This is a genomic window from Actinomadura rugatobispora, assembly GCF_042656285.1.
GTDB lineage: Bacteria > Actinomycetota > Actinomycetes > Streptosporangiales > Streptosporangiaceae > Spirillospora > Spirillospora rugatobispora.
The window spans coordinates 1-16,971 of sequence record NZ_JBHSON010000154.1; the positions used below are offsets into that span (position 1 = coordinate 1).

General features: G+C 74.9%; 13 protein-coding genes. 3 read left to right on the forward strand and 10 right to left on the reverse strand.

Annotated features, from left to right (window positions below; genetic code table 11):
* Window positions 1–123: 123 nt before the first annotated feature.
* The 3 genes from ACFPZN_RS53215 to ACFPZN_RS53225 form a co-directional block, all read right to left on the reverse strand.
* On the reverse strand, window positions 124–306 hold the full coding sequence (locus ACFPZN_RS53215; protein WP_433485805.1) for a Trm112 family protein: 183 nt from the start codon (window positions 304–306) through the stop codon (window positions 124–126).
* A complete protein-coding gene (locus ACFPZN_RS53220; protein WP_378292516.1) occupies window positions 303–1,652 on the reverse strand; it encodes a phosphomannomutase/phosphoglucomutase in 1,350 nt (449 codons plus the stop codon). Before ACFPZN_RS53220 ends, ACFPZN_RS53215 begins: the two co-directional genes overlap by 4 nt.
* Window positions 1,653–1,788: 136 nt before the next feature.
* Complete coding sequence (locus ACFPZN_RS53225; protein ID WP_378292518.1) at window positions 1,789–2,166, reverse strand: DUF3499 domain-containing protein; 378 nt, start codon at window positions 2,164–2,166, stop codon at window positions 1,789–1,791.
* A gap of 180 nt (window positions 2,167–2,346) precedes the next feature.
* Between ACFPZN_RS53225 and ACFPZN_RS53230 the strand changes: the two genes are divergently transcribed.
* Entirely contained in the window at window positions 2,347–2,775 is a 429-nt protein-coding gene (locus ACFPZN_RS53230; protein ID WP_378292520.1) for a metallopeptidase family protein, read from the forward strand.
* Between the two features lie 101 nt (window positions 2,776–2,876).
* On the opposite strand, the gene ACFPZN_RS53235 is transcribed toward ACFPZN_RS53230, so the two are convergent.
* The 4 genes from ACFPZN_RS53235 to ACFPZN_RS53250 all read right to left on the reverse strand — a co-directional run bounded on the left by ACFPZN_RS53235 (window position 2,877) and on the right by ACFPZN_RS53250 (window position 9,436).
* Complete coding sequence (locus tag ACFPZN_RS53235; protein WP_378292522.1) at window positions 2,877–4,328, reverse strand: DUF5719 family protein; 1,452 nt, start codon at window positions 4,326–4,328, stop codon at window positions 2,877–2,879.
* Window positions 4,325–7,768, reverse strand: coding sequence for a glycosyltransferase (locus ACFPZN_RS53240; protein ID WP_378292524.1), 3,444 nt, complete (start codon window positions 7,766–7,768; stop codon window positions 4,325–4,327). The genes ACFPZN_RS53235 and ACFPZN_RS53240 overlap by 4 nt, the downstream gene beginning before the upstream one ends.
* Window positions 7,769–7,924: 156 nt before the next feature.
* On the reverse strand, window positions 7,925–8,191 hold the full coding sequence (locus ACFPZN_RS53245) for a WhiB family transcriptional regulator (protein WP_378292526.1): 267 nt from the start codon (window positions 8,189–8,191) through the stop codon (window positions 7,925–7,927).
* A gap of 267 nt (window positions 8,192–8,458) precedes the next feature.
* The gene (locus ACFPZN_RS53250; protein ID WP_378292528.1) at window positions 8,459–9,436 is read right to left on the reverse strand and encodes a hypothetical protein; all 978 of its coding nucleotides are present in this window, start codon (window positions 9,434–9,436) and stop codon (window positions 8,459–8,461) included.
* A 182-nt stretch (window positions 9,437–9,618) separates the two neighbouring features.
* Here ACFPZN_RS53250 and cofD point away from each other — a divergent pair, with 182 nt between their 5' ends.
* Both cofD and ACFPZN_RS53260 read left to right on the forward strand, forming a co-directional pair.
* A complete protein-coding gene (gene cofD, locus ACFPZN_RS53255) occupies window positions 9,619–10,566 on the forward strand; it encodes a 2-phospho-L-lactate transferase (protein ID WP_378292530.1) in 948 nt (315 codons plus the stop codon).
* A 17-nt stretch (window positions 10,567–10,583) separates the two neighbouring features.
* On the forward strand, window positions 10,584–11,912 hold the full coding sequence (locus ACFPZN_RS53260) for a coenzyme F420-0:L-glutamate ligase (protein ID WP_378292535.1): 1,329 nt from the start codon (window positions 10,584–10,586) through the stop codon (window positions 11,910–11,912).
* Window positions 11,913–12,070: 158 nt separating this feature from the next.
* On the opposite strand, the gene ACFPZN_RS53265 is transcribed toward ACFPZN_RS53260, so the two are convergent.
* The 3 genes from ACFPZN_RS53265 to ACFPZN_RS53275 all read right to left on the reverse strand — a co-directional run bounded on the left by ACFPZN_RS53265 (window position 12,071) and on the right by ACFPZN_RS53275 (window position 16,906).
* Window positions 12,071–14,653, reverse strand: a complete 2,583-nt coding sequence (locus ACFPZN_RS53265) for a bifunctional FO biosynthesis protein CofGH (protein ID WP_378292537.1) — start codon at window positions 14,651–14,653, stop codon at window positions 12,071–12,073.
* Window positions 14,654–14,773: 120 nt separating this feature from the next.
* Window positions 14,774–15,727 carry a LysR family transcriptional regulator gene (locus ACFPZN_RS53270; protein WP_378292532.1) on the reverse strand — a complete coding sequence of 318 codons (954 nt, stop codon included), beginning with the start codon at window positions 15,725–15,727 and terminating at the stop codon, window positions 14,774–14,776.
* Between the two features lie 276 nt (window positions 15,728–16,003).
* The gene (locus tag ACFPZN_RS53275) at window positions 16,004–16,906 is read right to left on the reverse strand and encodes a DNA-3-methyladenine glycosylase family protein (protein WP_378292539.1); all 903 of its coding nucleotides are present in this window, start codon (window positions 16,904–16,906) and stop codon (window positions 16,004–16,006) included.
* Between the last annotated feature and the right edge of the window lie 65 nt (window positions 16,907–16,971).

Here is a 16,971-nt window from a genome sequence, read left to right on the forward strand (position 1 = left end):
AGGCGGTGCGGCGCCCCTGCGGCTCCCACCGTGCTCCCCGGTCGCCTCCGGGACGCCCCGACGCACCGCCTTCCCTCGTCGCAGGCTCCTCAGTCCAGGCGGTGCGGCGCCCCTGCGGCTCCCTCACGGGGCCGGGGTCCGGGCCTCGTCGACCAAGAGGACGGGGATGTCGTCGCGCACCGGGTAGGCGTAGCCGCACGAGCCGGTGCAGACCAGCTCGGAGTCGGCGTCCTCGGCGCGCAGCTCGCCGCCGCAGTTGGGGCAGGCCAGGATCTCCAGCAGCCAGCCGTCCAGCTTCATGCTCACTTCCCCCTCACGATGGCCAGGACCTCGTCGCGGATCCCGTCCACGGTCTGCTCGTCGGCGGCCTCCGCGTTGAGGCGCAGCAGCGGCTCGGTGTTGGAGGGCCGCAGGTTGAACCACCAGTCGCCGGTGCTCACGGTCATGCCGTCGAGCTCGTCGACGCTCACCCCGGGCCGCCCCTCGAAGGCGGCGCGGACCTGCGCGATCGAGGCGTCCTGGTCGGCCACCTCGCTGTTGATCTCGCCGGAGGCGGCGTACCGGACGTACTCGGCCAGCAGCTCCGACAGCGGCCGGTCCTGCCCGCCGAGGGCGGCCAGCACGTGCAGCGCGGCCAGCATCCCCGAGTCGGCGAACCAGAAGTCGCGGAAGTAGAAGTGGGCGGAGTGCTCGCCGCCGAACACCGCGCCGGTCTCGGCCATCGTCTGCTTGATGAACGAGTGCCCCACCCGGGTGCGGACCGGCGCGCCGCCGTGCTCGGTGACGATCTCCGGCACCGCACGGGACGTGATCAGGTTGTGCACGATCGAGGAGCCGGGGTGCTTGGCCAGCTCCCGCACCGCCACCAGCGCCGTGATCGCCGACGGGGACACGATCTCGCCGCGCTCGTCCACCGCGAAGCAGCGGTCGGCGTCGCCGTCGAAGGCCAGGCCGATGTCGGCGCCGGTCTCGCGCACCTTGGCCTGCAGGTCGCGCAGGTTCTCGGGCTCGATCGGGTTGGCCTCGTGGTTGGGGAAGGTGCCGTCCAGCTCGAAGTACAGCGGCACCAGGTCGACCGGGAGGCCCTCGAACACCACCGGGACGGTGTGGCCGCCCATGCCGTTGCCCGCGTCCACGACCACCTTGAGCGGGCGGATGCCCGACAGGTCGACCAGGGTCTTGAGGTGGTCGGCGTACCCCTTGAGGAGGTCGCGCTGGGAGAGGGTGCCGGGCGCGCCGTCGTGGGCGGGGACGCCCCGCTCGACGAGCTCGCGGATCTCGGTGAGGCCGGTGTCGCGGCCGATCGGCCTGGCCCCCGAGCGGCACAGCTTGAGGCCGTTGTAGCGGGCCGGGTTGTGGCTGGCGGTGAACATCGCCCCCGGCAGGTCGAGCACGCCGCTGGCGTAGTAGAGCATGTCGGTGGAGCCGAGCCCGGCCTCCACCACGTCGGCGCCCTGGCCGGTGGCGCCGCGCGCGAACGCCGCCGCCAGCGGGCCCGAGGAGGCCCGCATGTCGTGGGCGGTGACGACGGCGGTGGCCCCGGTCACCCGGACGAAGGCGGCGCCGATCGCCTCGGCGGTCTCCTCGTCGAGCTCATCCGGCACCACGCCGCGGATGTCGTACGCCTTGAAGATCTTGGCGAGGTCGCCCACTCCTGCTCCCTTGTCATCGCGGACGCCGTGCGAAGCTGCGAAGCCCAGAGCCTACCGGGACCAGAGGCAGGCCGGGCCGCGCACCGGGGGCTGTGGATATCTTCGCAGAAGGCGGGCCGCGGGCGCGCGGAGAGGGTCACTCCTGGCCGGGCTGCGTCCCCGCGGGCTCGGAGCGGAGCACCCGCAGATGGCCGCGGCGGCCCACCTCGGTGCCCTGGCCCACGGGCTCCGGGCCGCCGGGAGCGGGCCTGGCGGCCTCGCGGACGGCGTCGGCGAGGGCCTCCAGGTCGTCCGCGCTCGGCTCGGTCTCCTCCTCGACCGGGAGCCTCACCAGCTCCCAGCCCATGGGGGCGGTGAGCCGCTCGGAATGCTCCGCGCACAGGTCGTAGCAGTGCGGCTCGGCATAGGTCGCGAGCGGCCCCAGGACCGCCGTCGAGTCGCGGTAGACGTACGTGAGCGTGAAGACTGCGGTCGCCTTGCAGGCGGTGCGGGAGCAGATGCGGACGGGGCTCACGATGGCCGACCGTACCCCGCTGCCGCCGAGTCCGCCACCACCCGCGTGCACGTGTCGCCGTTACCGGCCTAATTCCTTTGGAAGGATCACATTCCGTGCCGCGGGGGCCGCGCTGGGTCGCCGGCACCTCACCGGCGCGGCCCGGTCGCGGGACGGGCCGGGCGGGGTAATGTGGACGGCGTGCGATCCCGTGTGGCAGGCGTACGACGCCGCGACCGGCACGGTCGTGGCCTCCGTGGTCCTCTGACGCCCCCGCAGGCGCCGGTCTCCCGCACCCGGGCGGAGCGCTTCGACGACCTCGTCCGCGACGAGGTCCGCCGGCTCGGCCGGCGTTGGGGGCGCGAGCTGGCCAGGGTCGAGTTCGCGGTCGAGGAGGTCCCGCCGGTCGAGCCCTGGTTCGACGGGCCGGTGCCCCTAGGCCAGACCCGGCCCGGCACCGGGGGCCGCCCGGTGCGCATCGTGATCTTCCGCCGTCCGGTGGAGGCGCGGGCCGCCGGGGAGCGCGAGACCGGCCGCCTGATCCGCGACCTGCTGGTGGAGGAGATCGCCGATCTGCTGGGCCTGTCGCCCGAGTCGGTGGATCCCAGCTACGACTCCCCCGACGACTGACCGGCACCCGGAGCGGAGCGCCGGCGGAGTGGAGGGTGACGGTCAGTCCGCTCTTGCCGGGGAGTCCGAGGGGGCGCCCCCTCAGAGTGTTACTGATCCCTTTATGGGAGGAGCGCGCCCTGGCCGTCGCCCACCGACGGCAGCCGCAGCGCGGTGAGGGCGGGCGTGATCGGCAGGGCTGTGAGGAGCAGGTCCTCGTCCTTGCCCGTCGATTGGATCCGTGCGGCGTGGACGGGCCCCGATCCTGGCCTGGGTTGGATCAGCGCGCCGTAGCCCTTCTCGCCGCCGCTGGGCGCCTTGAGGGCCACTTCCACGGTGCGGTCGGACGGCACGGCGACGTCCTGCGGCGTGCCGGGGCCCTGCGGGCCGATCGGGGTGATCCGTACGGCGGCGGCGCCGTGCGGGGCGGTGAGCGAGATCGTGGAGTCGAACCGGTTGTCGGACACCACGCCGAAGCCCTCGCCCTCCAGCGCGGGGGTGGCGGTGCCGTAGGCGACGTCGGCGCCGCGCTCGGCGGCGTACCCGGCCAGGATCGGGCGGTCGGAGCGCAGCCGCACGGCGGCGGGCTTGCCGCCGAGGGCGCGGTCGAGGTCGACGGCGGTGACGGTGCCTGCCGGGGCGTCGACGGTGTCCTGGCCCTGGGGTGCGAACGCGCCGTTCTGGGTGATGACCTGGACCTTGACGGTGGCGTCCTCCTGGTCGGGGACGGCGACCAGCAGCCGCCGCCGCCCCTCGCCGCCCGGCACGCCGGGGACGATCAGCGAGGTGCCCGGCGCGGGTGAGAGCGGCACCCATTCGATGCCCTTGCCCTCGGCGATCCGCACCCGCAGGGAGGCGGCGACCCGGCCGGTGGTGGCCCGCACCCGCAGCCCGAGGTCGGCGGCGGTCTTCACGATGTCGCCGAGCCCCTCGGCGGACTCGCCGACGGTCACGACCTTGGTGCTGTACGGCGGCACGGGAGTGCCGCGCCCGTCGGCGGTGTCGAGGGGGCCTTCGCCGGAGAGGGCCGTGACGTCGACGGTCGCGGGCTGGGCGTCGACGTTGGTGAGGTGCAGTTGGACGCTCTCGGCGGCGACGGGCCCGGGCCCCAGGAACCACAGGTCGGTGCCTGGACGGGCGCAGCGCAGCCCCGCCAGGCCCCTGTCCTTGCCCCCGGGCCAGTGGGTGGTCTGCTCGGCCTCCAGACCGGCCGCCATGGCGCCGTGGGCCCACACGGTGTAGGAGTCCTTGGACTGGGCCAGGTCCTTGCTCCAGCCGCCACCGGGAGTGGTGAGCGAGCCGATCCCGGAGCCGTCGGGGGCCTGGACGACGTCGGCGCGTCCACCCGTACGGGCGGTCTTGGCGCTCTGCAGGGTCAGCCGAGTGCCCTCCCGGCCCGGGCAGACCGACACCGCGGATCGGACGGGGTCGGCCCGGCCGGTGTCGGCGGCCGTGGCCCGGTCGGCGGGACGGGAGAGGGACGCCGCGCCGTACAGCGCGGCCAGTGCGAGCAGCACGAGGGCGGCGGTGGCATAGCGCAGCCCGAGCAGGCGGACGATCCGGTCCAGGTTCACGGGCGCTCCTCCGGCACCGTGGCCGCGTCCTTCCGGACCACCGGCCCGGCCGCCGGGGCGTCCGCCGGGTCGTCCGGCGTGCCGTTCACCGTGACGGGTTCCGGCGTGGGGTCATCGGCGGGCGCGTCAGGGGTGCTTTCGGGAGAGGTATCGCCGGTGTGGCGGATGCGGGCGCGCAGGGCGCCGGTGCGGCGTTCCGCCCCGGCAGCGGCTCGGCGGGCCAGGCCCCCGGCGGCGACGCGGGCTCTGCGCCCGCGGACGCGGCCGTGGCCGCCGGCCCTGGTCGCCGCCGCGTCCAGCGCCTCGGGACGCGCCCCGGGGAGGGCGAGGACGATGACCAGCAGCACCGCCGCCGCCTGGACGGTCACCCAGCCGTGCCGCGTCCACATGCCGCGCGTGAGCTCGAACTGCCCTCCGGCGGCCGGGATCCGGTACGCCTGCGCCCAGCCGTCCAGGGTCCGGGACCGGACCTCGCGGCCGTCCAGGGCCGCGCGCCAGCCGCCGTCGGCGGGCTCGGCCAGCAGCAGGGTGCGCTCGGTCCTGCCCGCGGGGATCCGGACGCTGACGTCGGTCCCACCGGGGCCGGTGTCGAGCGGCGTGGCGTTCTGGCCGTCCAGCAGCATCAGGCGCCCGGCCGGGGCCGGCAGCCGCCACACCCCGAAGGAGTCGGTGCGGCTCAGCCGCGACAGCTCCGGGGTGGCGTCCAGGACACGGGTCAGGTCGTCGCGCGCCGGCCGCGGCACCAGGACGTACTGGACGCCCATCCGGGTCAGCGCCCGGCCGCCGCCCGCCCGCCCTCCGGCCAGCCCGGCGACCAGGTCGTCCATCCGGCGGCGCGCCTCGTCGTTCACGGGGGTCTCGGACTCGCCCAGCATCGGCTCGACGCCGCGCAGGACCGTGTAGGCGACCCGGCCGGTGGGTTCGCGGCGCACGACCAGGGTGCGTTCCCCCGCGGAGCCGTTCACGAACGCGGGCACGGCGTCGGGGTCGGTGCGCCCGAGCGGCCCGGCGGCGCCCCCGGCGATCCAGCCGAACGCGGCCAGCGCGGGAGCGGTCAGCGCGGCCAGCACCACCAGGGCCCCGGCGACCCGGTAGGTCAGGTGCCGCCCGGCGAGCACGTCCACGGCGCGCTGCACCGCGGCGGTGGCGGCCAGCAGCACCCCGGCGCCGGCGACGGCCAGCGTCACGCCCGGCCACACGGCGGCCTCGTCGGCGCCCTTGGTGACTGTGGCCATGCCGGTCAGGATCGCGGCCAGCAGCCCGAAGATCGCCAGCATCCAGCCGGCCAGCACGGTGGTGCGGCGGCTGCGCAGCGGCAGCGCGCACAGCGCGACCAGCAGCAGCCCGTACAACGTCCAGCGCGCCGGGGTGCCGGGGCCGCCGGGGTCCAGCGCCAGCAGGTCGCGGGCGGTGGCGACCGGGGTGACCGGGGTGTGCAGGCCCGCCTCCAGCAGGAACCGGGACGGGTGCAGGATCAGGCCCAGCGTCCAGGGCAGGAGCAGCAGCGGCGGGACGGCCAGCGCGATGGCCAGGTGGCGGCGGGCCCGCCCGCCGGCCAGGCGCCCGCCCGCCCCGGCCGTGCCGCCGAACAGGTTCCAGGTGACCACGCCCGTGATCAGGGCGAGCAGCCAGATCAGCGGGACGAAGGCCATCGCGATCGTGAGGAGCAGCGCGACCGTCCAGGCCGCGCGCCCGGCGCGGCGCGGGTCGGGGCGGCCTCGGGCGGCGCGGAGACCGGCCCGGCGGGCGGCCGAGCGCGGCAGCCCGAGCATCCGGGCGGTCTGCACGGCGATCAGCGGCAGCAGCACGATCACCACGGCGGTGCCGAGGCGGCCGCCGGCGATGGCGCCGGTGGCCGCGGGCAGCAGCGCGTACACGGCGGCGAACCACATCCGCACCGCCCAGACGGGGACGCGCGGGCCGTGCGCGACGGCGCGGCGGCCGGTGCGGGCCGGCGCCGCCACCAGGGTCCGGGAGGCGTGGTAGGCGGTCAGCCCGGCCAGCGGCACGCTGCCCAGCAGCAGGATCGTCACCACCAGCCACGGCTTGCCGAGCAGCAGCGTGGACAGCGCCGCCAGGACGGCCACGTACGGCGGGCTTCCCGCGTCGGAGCCGAGCCCGACCGGATGCCAGCCCGCGAGGTACTGGGCCCACAGGTCGCTCGCGCCGCCCCAGGCGGGGACCAGCGCGCCGCCGCCCAGCCGCCCGGCCGCCGTGAGCAGCGAGCGTTCGGCGGCCACGGCCACCGCGGCCAGCGCGAGCACGACGATGACGCCGGGGCGGGCCAGGATCCGCCGGACCAGGCCCGGGCCCTCGTCGCGGGGCGGCTCGTCGTCGACGTCGTGGCGGCGGCCGCCGCGGGCCGCGACGCCGCCGGCGGCGGCCTCCACGAAGCGGCGCAGCGCGACCCGGCGCGGCTGGAAGCGCCGCATGCTCCGGTGGACGCGCTTGCGGCCCTCCGCGCGGGCCGCGCGGGCGCGCCGCAGGCGCCCCGGGTGCCGCAGCACGCCGCCGAGCGCGGCCAGTTCGTCGCGGGCGGCCTCGGGACGCTTGACGGCCAGCAGGAACAGGACCCGGGTGAGGGTCGTCCAGATGTTGCGCAGCAGGGCGCGCAGCATCGCGGGCAGCGGCAGGTTGGCCAGCAGCGCGTAGAGGGCGTTGCGGCGGTCGCGGCGGCGCCGGGACTCGGCGGTCATCCCGATCTCGCGGACGCCGCGCCAGGACGCCTCGGCGTGGTGCAGCACCGCGTCGCTGACCACGACCACCCGGTGCCCGGCGGCGTGCGCCCGCCAGCAGAAGTCGATGTCGTCGCGGAAGAGGCCGAACTCGACGTCGAAGCCGCCGAGCCGCTCCCACACGTCGCGGCGCACCAGCATGCCCGCGCTGGAGACCGCCATCACGTCGCGGACGCCGTCGTGCTGGCCCTGGTCGAACTCGTGCCGGTCCAGGCCGGTCTCGCGGCGGCCGGCGCCGTCCATGGCCACGCCGAGCTCGCGCAGCGTCCGCCGGTCGTTCCAGTCGCGGAGCTTGGGGCCGAGGACGGCGGCGTTGGGGTCGGAGTCGGCGACCCGCAGCAGCTGCGCCAGGGCGTCCTGGGCGGGCGCGGAGTCGTCGTGCAGCAGCCAGACCCACTCGGTGCGGCCCTCGTCGGGCAGGTCGTCGGGCGGCGGCACGGGCAGCGACGCGGCCGGGTGGCGCAGCGCCTCCGCGACGGCCTCGCCGTAGCCGGTGGTGCGGGGCAGGGTGACCATGTTGCCGGCGCCGACGACCTCGGTGAGCACGGCGGTGCCGCGGTCCAGGCTTCCGGTGTCGGCGGTGACCAGGCGTTGCACGGGCCGGGTCTGGGTCAGCAGCGCCTTCAGCGTCTCGGGGAGCCATCGCGCGCCGTCGTGGGCGACGAGGACCGCCGTGACGACGTGGCGATCGAGTGTGGGCGACAAGGGTCCGCTCGATCTGTGGGGTTCGTGTGGGTTCCTGGTGGGTCGGAAAACGTCAGCCGTGCCGGCCAATCCGGCCGGCACGGCTGACAACTGTACGCGCGGCGGCCCCCGCGCGCCCTGGATCCCCCCAGATCCCCGGCGCGGGCGCCGTTCGCGTCAGACGGCCTGACGCTTCAGCTTGCGGCGCTCCCGTTCGGAAAGACCGCCCCAGATGCCGAAACGTTCGTCGTGCTGGAGCGCGTACTCCAGGCACTCCGCCCTTACCTCGCATGCGCGGCACACCTTCTTGGCCTCGCGAGTGGAGCCGCCCTTCTCCGGAAAGAAAGCCTCCGGGTCCGTCTGCGCGCACAGTGCGCGCTCCTGCCAGCCCAACTCTTCGTCACCGTCTGTGCCGTGCGCCAGCGGGATCACTACCTCGCTCACAGCGCACCTCCTAGCCCGTGGAGCCCCCTGGTCAATGCCTTCCCTCAGCTCCATCCCCCGAGAAGGCATAGAACTACACCCACGAAATTACACGCGTGTAGCGCCCACTCCGTCAAGCGGAACGGGTTTCCAGGGGGGCAAGGATGGTTATTCGCGGTTTGGGCGAGAGCGGCTTTGACCGGAGATCAGTTAAACGCCGGGAACATGCGTGTGAGCGATCATCGGGCCGGTCGGTGGTGGAACGCGCCGAAGATCACGCGTCGAAGATCACTGGGGCGGGCGGTTGTCCCGGTACCAGTCGCCGCCCTCGTCGCGCTGCTCGCCCTTGGACCCGCCGGGCTGCCCGTGGCCCTGGTCGGCGGAACCCGAGCCGCCGTACGCGCGGGTCCAGTCGCCGACCTCCTCCTCGCCGCCGGGCTGCTGGTAGCCGCCCTGGCCGTACTGCGGCGGCGCGGGCTGGGTCTGGCCGGGCTGGGGCGCCTGGTAGTCCTGGGGAGGCTGCTGGGGCTGCGGGGCCTGCGGCTGGCCGAACTGCTGGCCGTAGCCCTGCTGCGGGGTCTGCTGCGGGGCCTGCTGGTAGCCCTGCTGCTGGTACGGCTGCTGGGGCTGGCCGAACTGCTGCTGCTCCTGGGGCTGCCCGAACTGCTGCTGGCCCTGCGGCTGGGCCTGGGGCTGGGCCTGGGGCTGGCCGAACTGCTGCTGCTCGTGCGGCTGGCCGAACTGCTGCTGGCCCTGCTGGTAGCCGAAGTCGGGGTAGCCGCCCGCGGGCGCCTGTGCCTGCGGCTGCGGCCGCGCGGGCTGCAGCGCCTGGAAGACCGTGAAGACGAACCAGCCGGCGACGCCGATGACGGCGAGCCGTCCCGCGCCGGACAGGAAGACCGCCAGCTTCATCCCGCCGCCCGCGTACGCGGAGTCGACGAGCAGCGAGCCAAGCCAGCAGATGACGCCGAACAGCGCGATGCCGCCGAGGACGCCCAGCGCCCCCATGACGATGTTGCGGGCCTGCTTGGTCGGCGCCGGGCCGAGCGCGACCAGCGCCACCGCCAGCGCGAGCAGGCCGATCACCGCGACCTGGGTGAAGAAGCCCCCGGTGATCTCGATGTACGCGCGGTACTTGAACCCGGGGGACTCGGCGCCGCCGCCGGCGAACAGGGCGATGATGCCGGCGAACAATTGCACCCCCGCCGAGGCGAGCAATACCCAGGCGGCCGGTTCCCGCAGGCGGTGGACGGCTTCCTTGTTCACGGCGTCATCTCTCCCGTGGCAGACATTCGGATTCGGTGCGCAAAGCTTCGCACACCCCGTCCCTCCTAGTCTCTTCCCCCTGCCACGGGCGGTCTACCGTCCGAGGCACTCCGCCGGGCGCAGGTCGCGGCACCCCATAGGCTGAACGGGCAACACGGCGCGAGTCGAAACGGATGCACAGCATGAAGATCGTTACGTTGGCCGGGGGCATCGGCGGGGCCCGGTTCCTGCGCGGGCTGCGGCGGGCCCGCCCGGACGCGGACATCACCGTGATCGGCAACACCGGGGACGACATCTCCCTGTTCGGCCTGCGCGTATGCCCCGACCTGGACACGGTGATGTACACCCTGGGCGGCGGCATCAACGAGGAGCAGGGCTGGGGCCGGGCGGCCGAGACCTTCACGGTGAAGGAGGAGCTGCTCGCCTACGGCGTGGGGCCGAACTGGTTCGGGCTGGGCGACCGCGACTTCGCGACGCACATCGTCCGGACGCAGATGCTGGAGGCGGGCTACCCGCTGTCGGCGGTGACCGAGGCGCTGTGCGACCGGTGGAAGCCGGGCGTGCGGCTGATCCCGATGACCGACGACCAGGTCGAGACGCACGTGGTGGTGGACGATCCGGAGCGCGGGCGGCGCGCGATCCACTTCCAGGAGTGGTGGGTGCGGCTGCGCGCCTCGCTCCCGGCGCGGTCGATCGCCGCGGTCGGGGCGGAGGACGCCAAGCCCGCGCCGGGCGTGCTGGAGGCGCTGGAGGAGGCCGACGCGGTGCTGTTTCCGCCGTCCAACCCGGTGGTGAGCATCGGCACGATCCTGGCGGTCCCCGGCATCAGGGAGGCGGTCGCCGCCAAGACCGTGGTGGGGGTGTCGCCGATCATCGGGGGCGCGCCGGTGCGGGGCATGGCGGACGCGTGCCTGACCGCGATCGGGGTGGAGACCAGCGCCCGCGCGGTGGCCGCGCACTACGGCGCCGATCTGCTGGACGGCTGGCTGGTCGACGAGGCCGACGCGGACGTCGCGGACAAGGGCCCGGAGGGGATCGCGGTGCGGGCCAGGCCGCTGCTGATGAGCGATGCCGACGCCACGGCCGCGATCGCGCGCGCGGCCCTCGACCTGGCCCAGGAGCTCGCGTGAGCGGTGAAGGGCAGGGCATGAGCGAGTCGAACTCCCCCGTCGGACCCGACGGCCTGCGGATCTTCGGGATCCCCGGGCTGCCCGAGGTGACCGAGGGCGCCGACATCGCGGCGCTGGTCGCGGACGCGGCGCCCGCCGGGACGCTGGCGGACGGCGACGTCCTGGTCGTCACCTCCAAGATCGTCAGCAAGGCGGAGGGCCGTGTCCTGGTCGCCGACGACCGGGAGAAGGCGATCGACGCCGAGACCGTGCGGGTGGTGGCCCGCCGGACGCACGCGCGCGGCGAGACGCGGATCGTGGAGACCCGGCAGGGCCTGGTCCTGGCCGCCGCCGGGGTGGACGCGTCCAACACCAAGCCGGGCACCGTGCTGCTGCTGCCCGAGGACTCCGACGCCTCGGCCCGCCGGATCCGCGCCGCGCTGCGCGAGCACCTCGGCCTGAACGTCGCGGTGCTGGTCTCCGACACCCTCGGGCGGCCCTGGCGGATGGGGCTGATCGACGCGGCGATCGGCGCGGCCGGGCTGGCCCCGCTGCACGACTTCCGGGGCCAGGACGACACGTACGGCAACCGCCTGGAGGCGACGGTCACCGCCGTCGCCGACGAGATCGCCGCGGCGGCCGAGCTGGTCAAGGGCAAGCTGGACGGGGTCCCGGTCGCGGTGGTGCGCGGGCTGGGCGCGCTGGTCACCGAGGACGACGGGCCGGGCGCGCGCGAGCTGGTGCGGCCGCCCGACGAGGACATGTTCCGGTTCGGCTCGGCCGAGGTGCTGCACGCGCGCCGGACGATCCGCGAGTTCACCGCCGAGCCGGTCGACCCGGAGGCGGTCCGCCGGGCCGTCGCCGCCGCGATCACCGCGCCCGCGCCGCACCACACCACCCCGTGGCGGTTCGTGCTGCTGGAGTCGGCGGAGTCGCGGACCCGGCTGCTGGACGCGATGCGCGACGCCTGGGAGGCCGACCTGCGCCGCGACGGGTTCTCCGAGGAGTCGGTCGCCCGGCGGCTGCGGCGCGGCGAGGTGCTGCGCCGCGCCCCGTACCTGGTGGTCCCGTGCCTGGTCATGGACGGCTCGCACGACTACCCCGACGCCCGGCGGGCGGCGGCCGAGCGCGAGATGTTCGTGGTCGCCACCGGCGCCGGGGTGCAGAACCTGCTGGTCGCGCTGGCGGTGGAGGGGCTGGGCTCGTGCTGGGTGTCCAGCACGATGTTCTGCCGCGAGGTGGTCCGGGACGTGCTCGGCCTGCCGGACGCGTGGGACCCGATGGGCGCCGTGGGCGTCGGGCACGCCGCCGCGCCGCCGCGGCAGCGCCCGCCGCGCGCCCCGGACGCCTTCATCGAGGTCCGCTGAACGCGCCGTAATCAATGGGCGGGTATTTCCGTCCGGGGCCTCTTCCTGTCAGATCATTACCGGCATGCGAAGGAATTCGTCAGCACGTTACTAAAACGCGGTCGGGCGGCGCCGAAAGGCGCCGCCCGACCCTCACTTCAGGCCGTACTCGGCGGTGCTCAGGTGCCGACGAGCGGCAGGCCCGCCCGGCCGCCGCCGCCCTTTCCGAAATGGCCGACCCCGTCGGTGCGGCGGGCCGCCTCGATCCGCTCGGCGGGCACCTCCCCGTAGGTGGTGGTCCGCTGCCGCGCCGGCCGCCCGGCCGCCGCCGCGATCTCCTCCAGCGAGCTGATCGTCTTGAAGGAGCCGTTCTCCGACCCCGCCATCCGGCTGATCGTCTCCTCCATCAGCGTCCCGCCGAGGTCGTTGACGCCGCCGCGCAGGACCCGGGTGCACAGCTCGTCGCCCAGCTTCACCCAGGAGGTCTGGATGTTGTGGATGGCGCCGTGCAGCATGATCCGGGCCAGGGCGTGCACGGCCACGTTCTCCCGGACGGTCGGCCCGGGCCGGGCCAGCCCGGCGAGGTAGATCGGCGAGTTGTGGTGCACGAACGGCAGCAGCACGAACTCGGTGAACCCGCCGGTCCGCTCCTGGATGGAGCGCAGCAGCCTGAGGTGCCCCACCCAGTGCTCGGGGGTGTCGACGTGCCCGTACATCATCGTGGACGTGGTCGGGATGCCCAGCTCGTGCGCGGTGGTGACGACCTCGACCCACTGGTCGGCGGGCAGCTTGCCCTTGGTCAGCACCCAGCGGACGTCGTCGTCGAGGATCTCGGCGGCGGTGCCGGGCAGCGAGTCCACGCCCGCCTCCCTGGCGGCCTGGAGCCACTCGCGGATGGACAGGTCGGTGCGGCCGGCGCCGTTGACGACCTCCATCGGACTGTAGGAGTGCAGGTGGATCCCCGGGGCGCGCTTCTTGACCTCGCGGGCGAGGTCGAAGTAGGCGGTGCCGGGCAGGTCGGGGTGGATGCCGCCCTGCATGCAGATCTCGGTGGCGCCGGCCGCCCACGCCTCGTCCACCCGGTCGCCGACCTGGGAGAGGGACAGGGTGTAGGCGTCGGCGTCGGTGCGGCGCTGGGCGAACGCGCAGAACCGGCAGCCGGTGTAGCAGACGTTGGTGAAGTTGATGTTGCGGGTGACGACGTAGGTGACCTCGTCGCCGACCGTGTCGCGGCGCAGGTCGTCGGCCAGCTTGGCCAGGGCGTCCAGTTCGGGGCCGTCGGCGTGCAGCAGGGCGAGGGCCTGGTCGTCCGACAGCCCGCCGGGGTCGCGCTCGGCGTGCGCGAGGGCCGCCTTGACATCGGCGTCGAAGCGGCGGGGGGCGCCGATGCGGTCGCGGACGGCGTCCCAGTCGCCGTAGACCGAGTCGAAGTCCTCGCGGCGGTCGCCGGTGCGGCCGGTGGTGTCGATCTCGACGTGCAGGTCGGTGCGGCCGGTGCCGCCGAACGCGTCGAAGCCGCCGTCGGGCTCCTGCCACGGGCGGCCTTCGAGGACGGCGTCCTCGCGGGCCAGGCCGGTGGCCGGGTCGGCGAGGGCGGCGACGTGGGCGGCGAGGCGCGGGTCCAGCCACGGCTCGCCCCGCGTGACGTACTCGGGGTAGATGGTGAGCCGCTCGCGGAGGGTGAAGCCCTGCTCGGCGGTGCGGGCGGCCAGCTCGTCGATCTGCGGCCACGGGCGCTCGGGGTTGACGTGGTCGGGGGTGAGCGGCGACACCCCGCCCCAGTCGTCGATCCCGGCCCGCAGCATCATGGCGTACTGGTCGTCCACCAGGTTGGGCGGCGCCTGGACGCGCGCCTTCGGGCCGAGCACCAGCCGGGTCACCGCGATCGTCGCCGCCAGCTCCGCCAGCTCGGCGTCGGGGGTGTCGCGCATCTTGGTGTCGGGCTTGGCGCGGAAGTTCTGGACGATGACCTCCTGGATCGCCCCGTACTCCCGCATCGTCTTCCGGATCGCGAAGATCGCGTCGGCGCGCTCCCGGACGGTCTCGCCGATGCCGATGAGGATGCCGGTGGTGAACGGGACGTTGGTGCGGCCCGCGTCCTCCAGCACCCGCAGCCGCACCGCCGGGTCCTTGTCGGGCGAGCCGAAGTGCGGCCCGCCCTTCTCGCTGAACAGCCTGGTCGCGGTGGTCTCCAGCATCATCCCCATCGAGGGCGACACGGGCTTGAGGCGCTGGAAGTCGCGCCAGCCCAGCACCCCGGGGTTGAGGTGCGGGAGGAGCCCGGTCTCCTCCAGCACCCGGACGGCCATCGCGCGCACGTAGGAGAGCGTGTCGTCGTAGCCGTGCGCGTCCAGCCACTCCCGGGCCGGTTTCCAGCGGTCCTCGGGCCGGTCGCCAAGGGTGAACAGCGCCTCCTTGCAGCCCATGGCCGCGCCCTGGCGGGCGATCTCCAGCACCTCGTCCGGGCTCAGGAACGGCGAGTCCAGCCGGTGCGGCACGGTGGCGAAGGTGCAGTAGCCGCACCGGTCGCGGCACAGCCGGGTGAGCGGGATGAAGACCTTGCGGCTGTAGGTGATGACGCCGGGCCGCCCGGCGGCCTCCAGCCCGGCGTCCCGGGTGCGCGCGGCGTAGGTGAGAAGCTCGTCGAGCTGCGCGCCGCGGGCGTGCAGCAGGGTGGTGGCCTCGTCGAGGTCCAGGGTCTTGCCATCACGCGCCCGGGCGAGGGCCCGCCGGAGCCCGCTCGGGGTCACGCTGCTGTCCATGGCGTCCATGACATCGCACTCTATGCCAAGCGTCATAGAAAGAAGAGGGGTGGGGGCCCCTACCTTTCCCGCATTCCGGACAGTACGCGCCGTCCGTCCACAGCTTCCACCCGGGCGGTTCTATTCCCCGTCCGGGACGCCTCGCACGATCGAGGGACGGCGCGCGGCCAGCTCGTCCGCGGACGAGCGCAGCGCGTCCAGCACCGCGCCCACCGAGGGACGCACGTCCGCGCCCGCCCGCGTCCACATCACCATGCGGCGCAGCACCCGGGCCTCGGCGATGTCGCGGACCACGACGCCCTCCTGCCGCTCGGCCATCGCCAGGTCGGGGACGAGGCAGGCGGCGCCCGCCCGCGCCACCATCGCGAAGACCACCAGGAAGTCGTTGGAGCGGAACCGGATCTCCGGCCGGAAGCCGCCCAGCTCCACGCACGTGCGCTCCAGCAGGTCGGCCACGTTCGTGCCGACGTGCCCGGTCACCCACGGGTGGCCGGCCAGGTCCGCGACGCGCACCGGTCCCCCGCCGGCGGCGTGCCGGTCGCCGGCCGGCAGCGCGATCCGGATCGGCTCGGTGATCAGCACCTCGGCGGCCAGTCCGGGGCGGTGCGGACGGGGCAGGTGCGTGTACTCGTCCGTCAGCACCACGTCGATCTCGGCGCGGACCAGCGCCATCAGGACGCGGTGGAACTCCTCGTCGGTGATCTCCAGGGCCAGCTCGGGATAGCGCTCGGCCAGCCCGGGCAGCGCCGGGGCCAGGACGTGCAGCAGCGCCGTCTGGAAGCCGACGAGCCGCACCACGCCCGCGACCCGGCCGCTGGCCGCCAGCGTCTCCTCCCGCGCCCGCTGCGCCTGGGCGAGCAGCGCCTCGGCGTGCCCCGCCAGCACCTCGCCCGCCGCCGTCAGCCGCAGCCTGCGCCCGACCCGTTCCACCAGCGGCACGCCCGTCTCCCGCTGCAGCTGCGCGAGCTGCTGGGACACCGCGGACGGCGAGTAGCCGAGGGCCTCGGCGACCGCGCCGACGGTGCCGCGCAGCTCCAGTTCGCGTAGCACCCGCAACCGGCCCAAATCCATCATTGTGAAGGGATTCTTACACGAACCCTGCAGAAACAGTCGCTGGACCTGAAAGATGCGCCGGGCGAGAATGGAGGCACCGCGGAGAACCACCCAGTCCCTGGCCAGGGCGCGACCGCCACCCCTCCCCTCCACCCGAAGGACACGGACCCATGTGGATCGCGCTCGCCCTCATCGCCCTCGCCGTCCTCGGCCCGCTGGCCGGCGCCGACTCCCGTGACGGCCTCGACTGGAGGCCGCACCACTTCTGGCTGCGCCGCCGTCCCCGCTCCGACCGGCTCAGAAACCCCGGTAATCCCGGACGGGAAGGCGGGGGCCCCGTCGCGGCGGAGCGGCGCCGGTCAGTTCCAGCAGCCGGGTGACCCGGTGCCGGTGACCCGCGTACGGGGCCAGCAGCTCCAGCATCCCGGCGTCGTCGACCTTCCCCCCGGCCAGGGACCAGCCCACGAGCCCCGGCAGGTGGTAGTCCCCGACGGAGACGGCGTCGGCGTCGCCCGCGGCCCGCTGCCGGATCTCCGCCGACGTCCACTCCCCGATCCCCGGCAGCGACCGCAGCCGGGGATCGGCGGCCGTCCCGCCGCCGGCCGGCAGGGCCTCCAGCCGGGCCGCCACCCGCGCGGCGCCGATGATGGTCCGCGCCCGGACCGCCTCGGCGCCCGACCGGTGCCACTCCCACGACGGGATCCTGATCCACGTCTCCGGCGGCGGCGGCACCCGCAGCCACGGGACGCCGGGCGCGGGACGGCCGAACCGGCGCACCAGGTACCGCCAGGCCCGCCACGCCTCGGCGGTCAGGACCTTCTGCTCCAGCACCGCCGGGGCCAGCGCCTCGAAGACCCGGCCCGACCGGCCGATGCGCAGCCCGGGGCAGCGCCGCACCGCCTCCCGGAGGACCGGGTCCCGGGGCTCGAACTCCTCGGGGACGTCCCCCGCCCCCAGCAGGTCGGGAACCCCCTCCAGCAGCCACTCCGCGCCCGGCCCCCACGCGGTGGCCTCGACGACGCTCCCCGGCTCGCACCCGTCACCGCGCTGCCGCAGCCGGATCGTGCCCGGCCCCTCCGGAGTGAACGAGGCGCGCCAGACCGTGCCGTCGGGGTCGGTGTGGAACGCCGGATCCCGTAGCCCGCGCCGGTGCGGCGCCACCGTCAACCCCAGGTCGACCGCGAACGGCGCCCGCCACACCCGCTCCGCGTCCGGCGCCGGCGCGGCGACGCCCGCGCCGGGCGCGGCGGCCAGCCGGCTCGCGC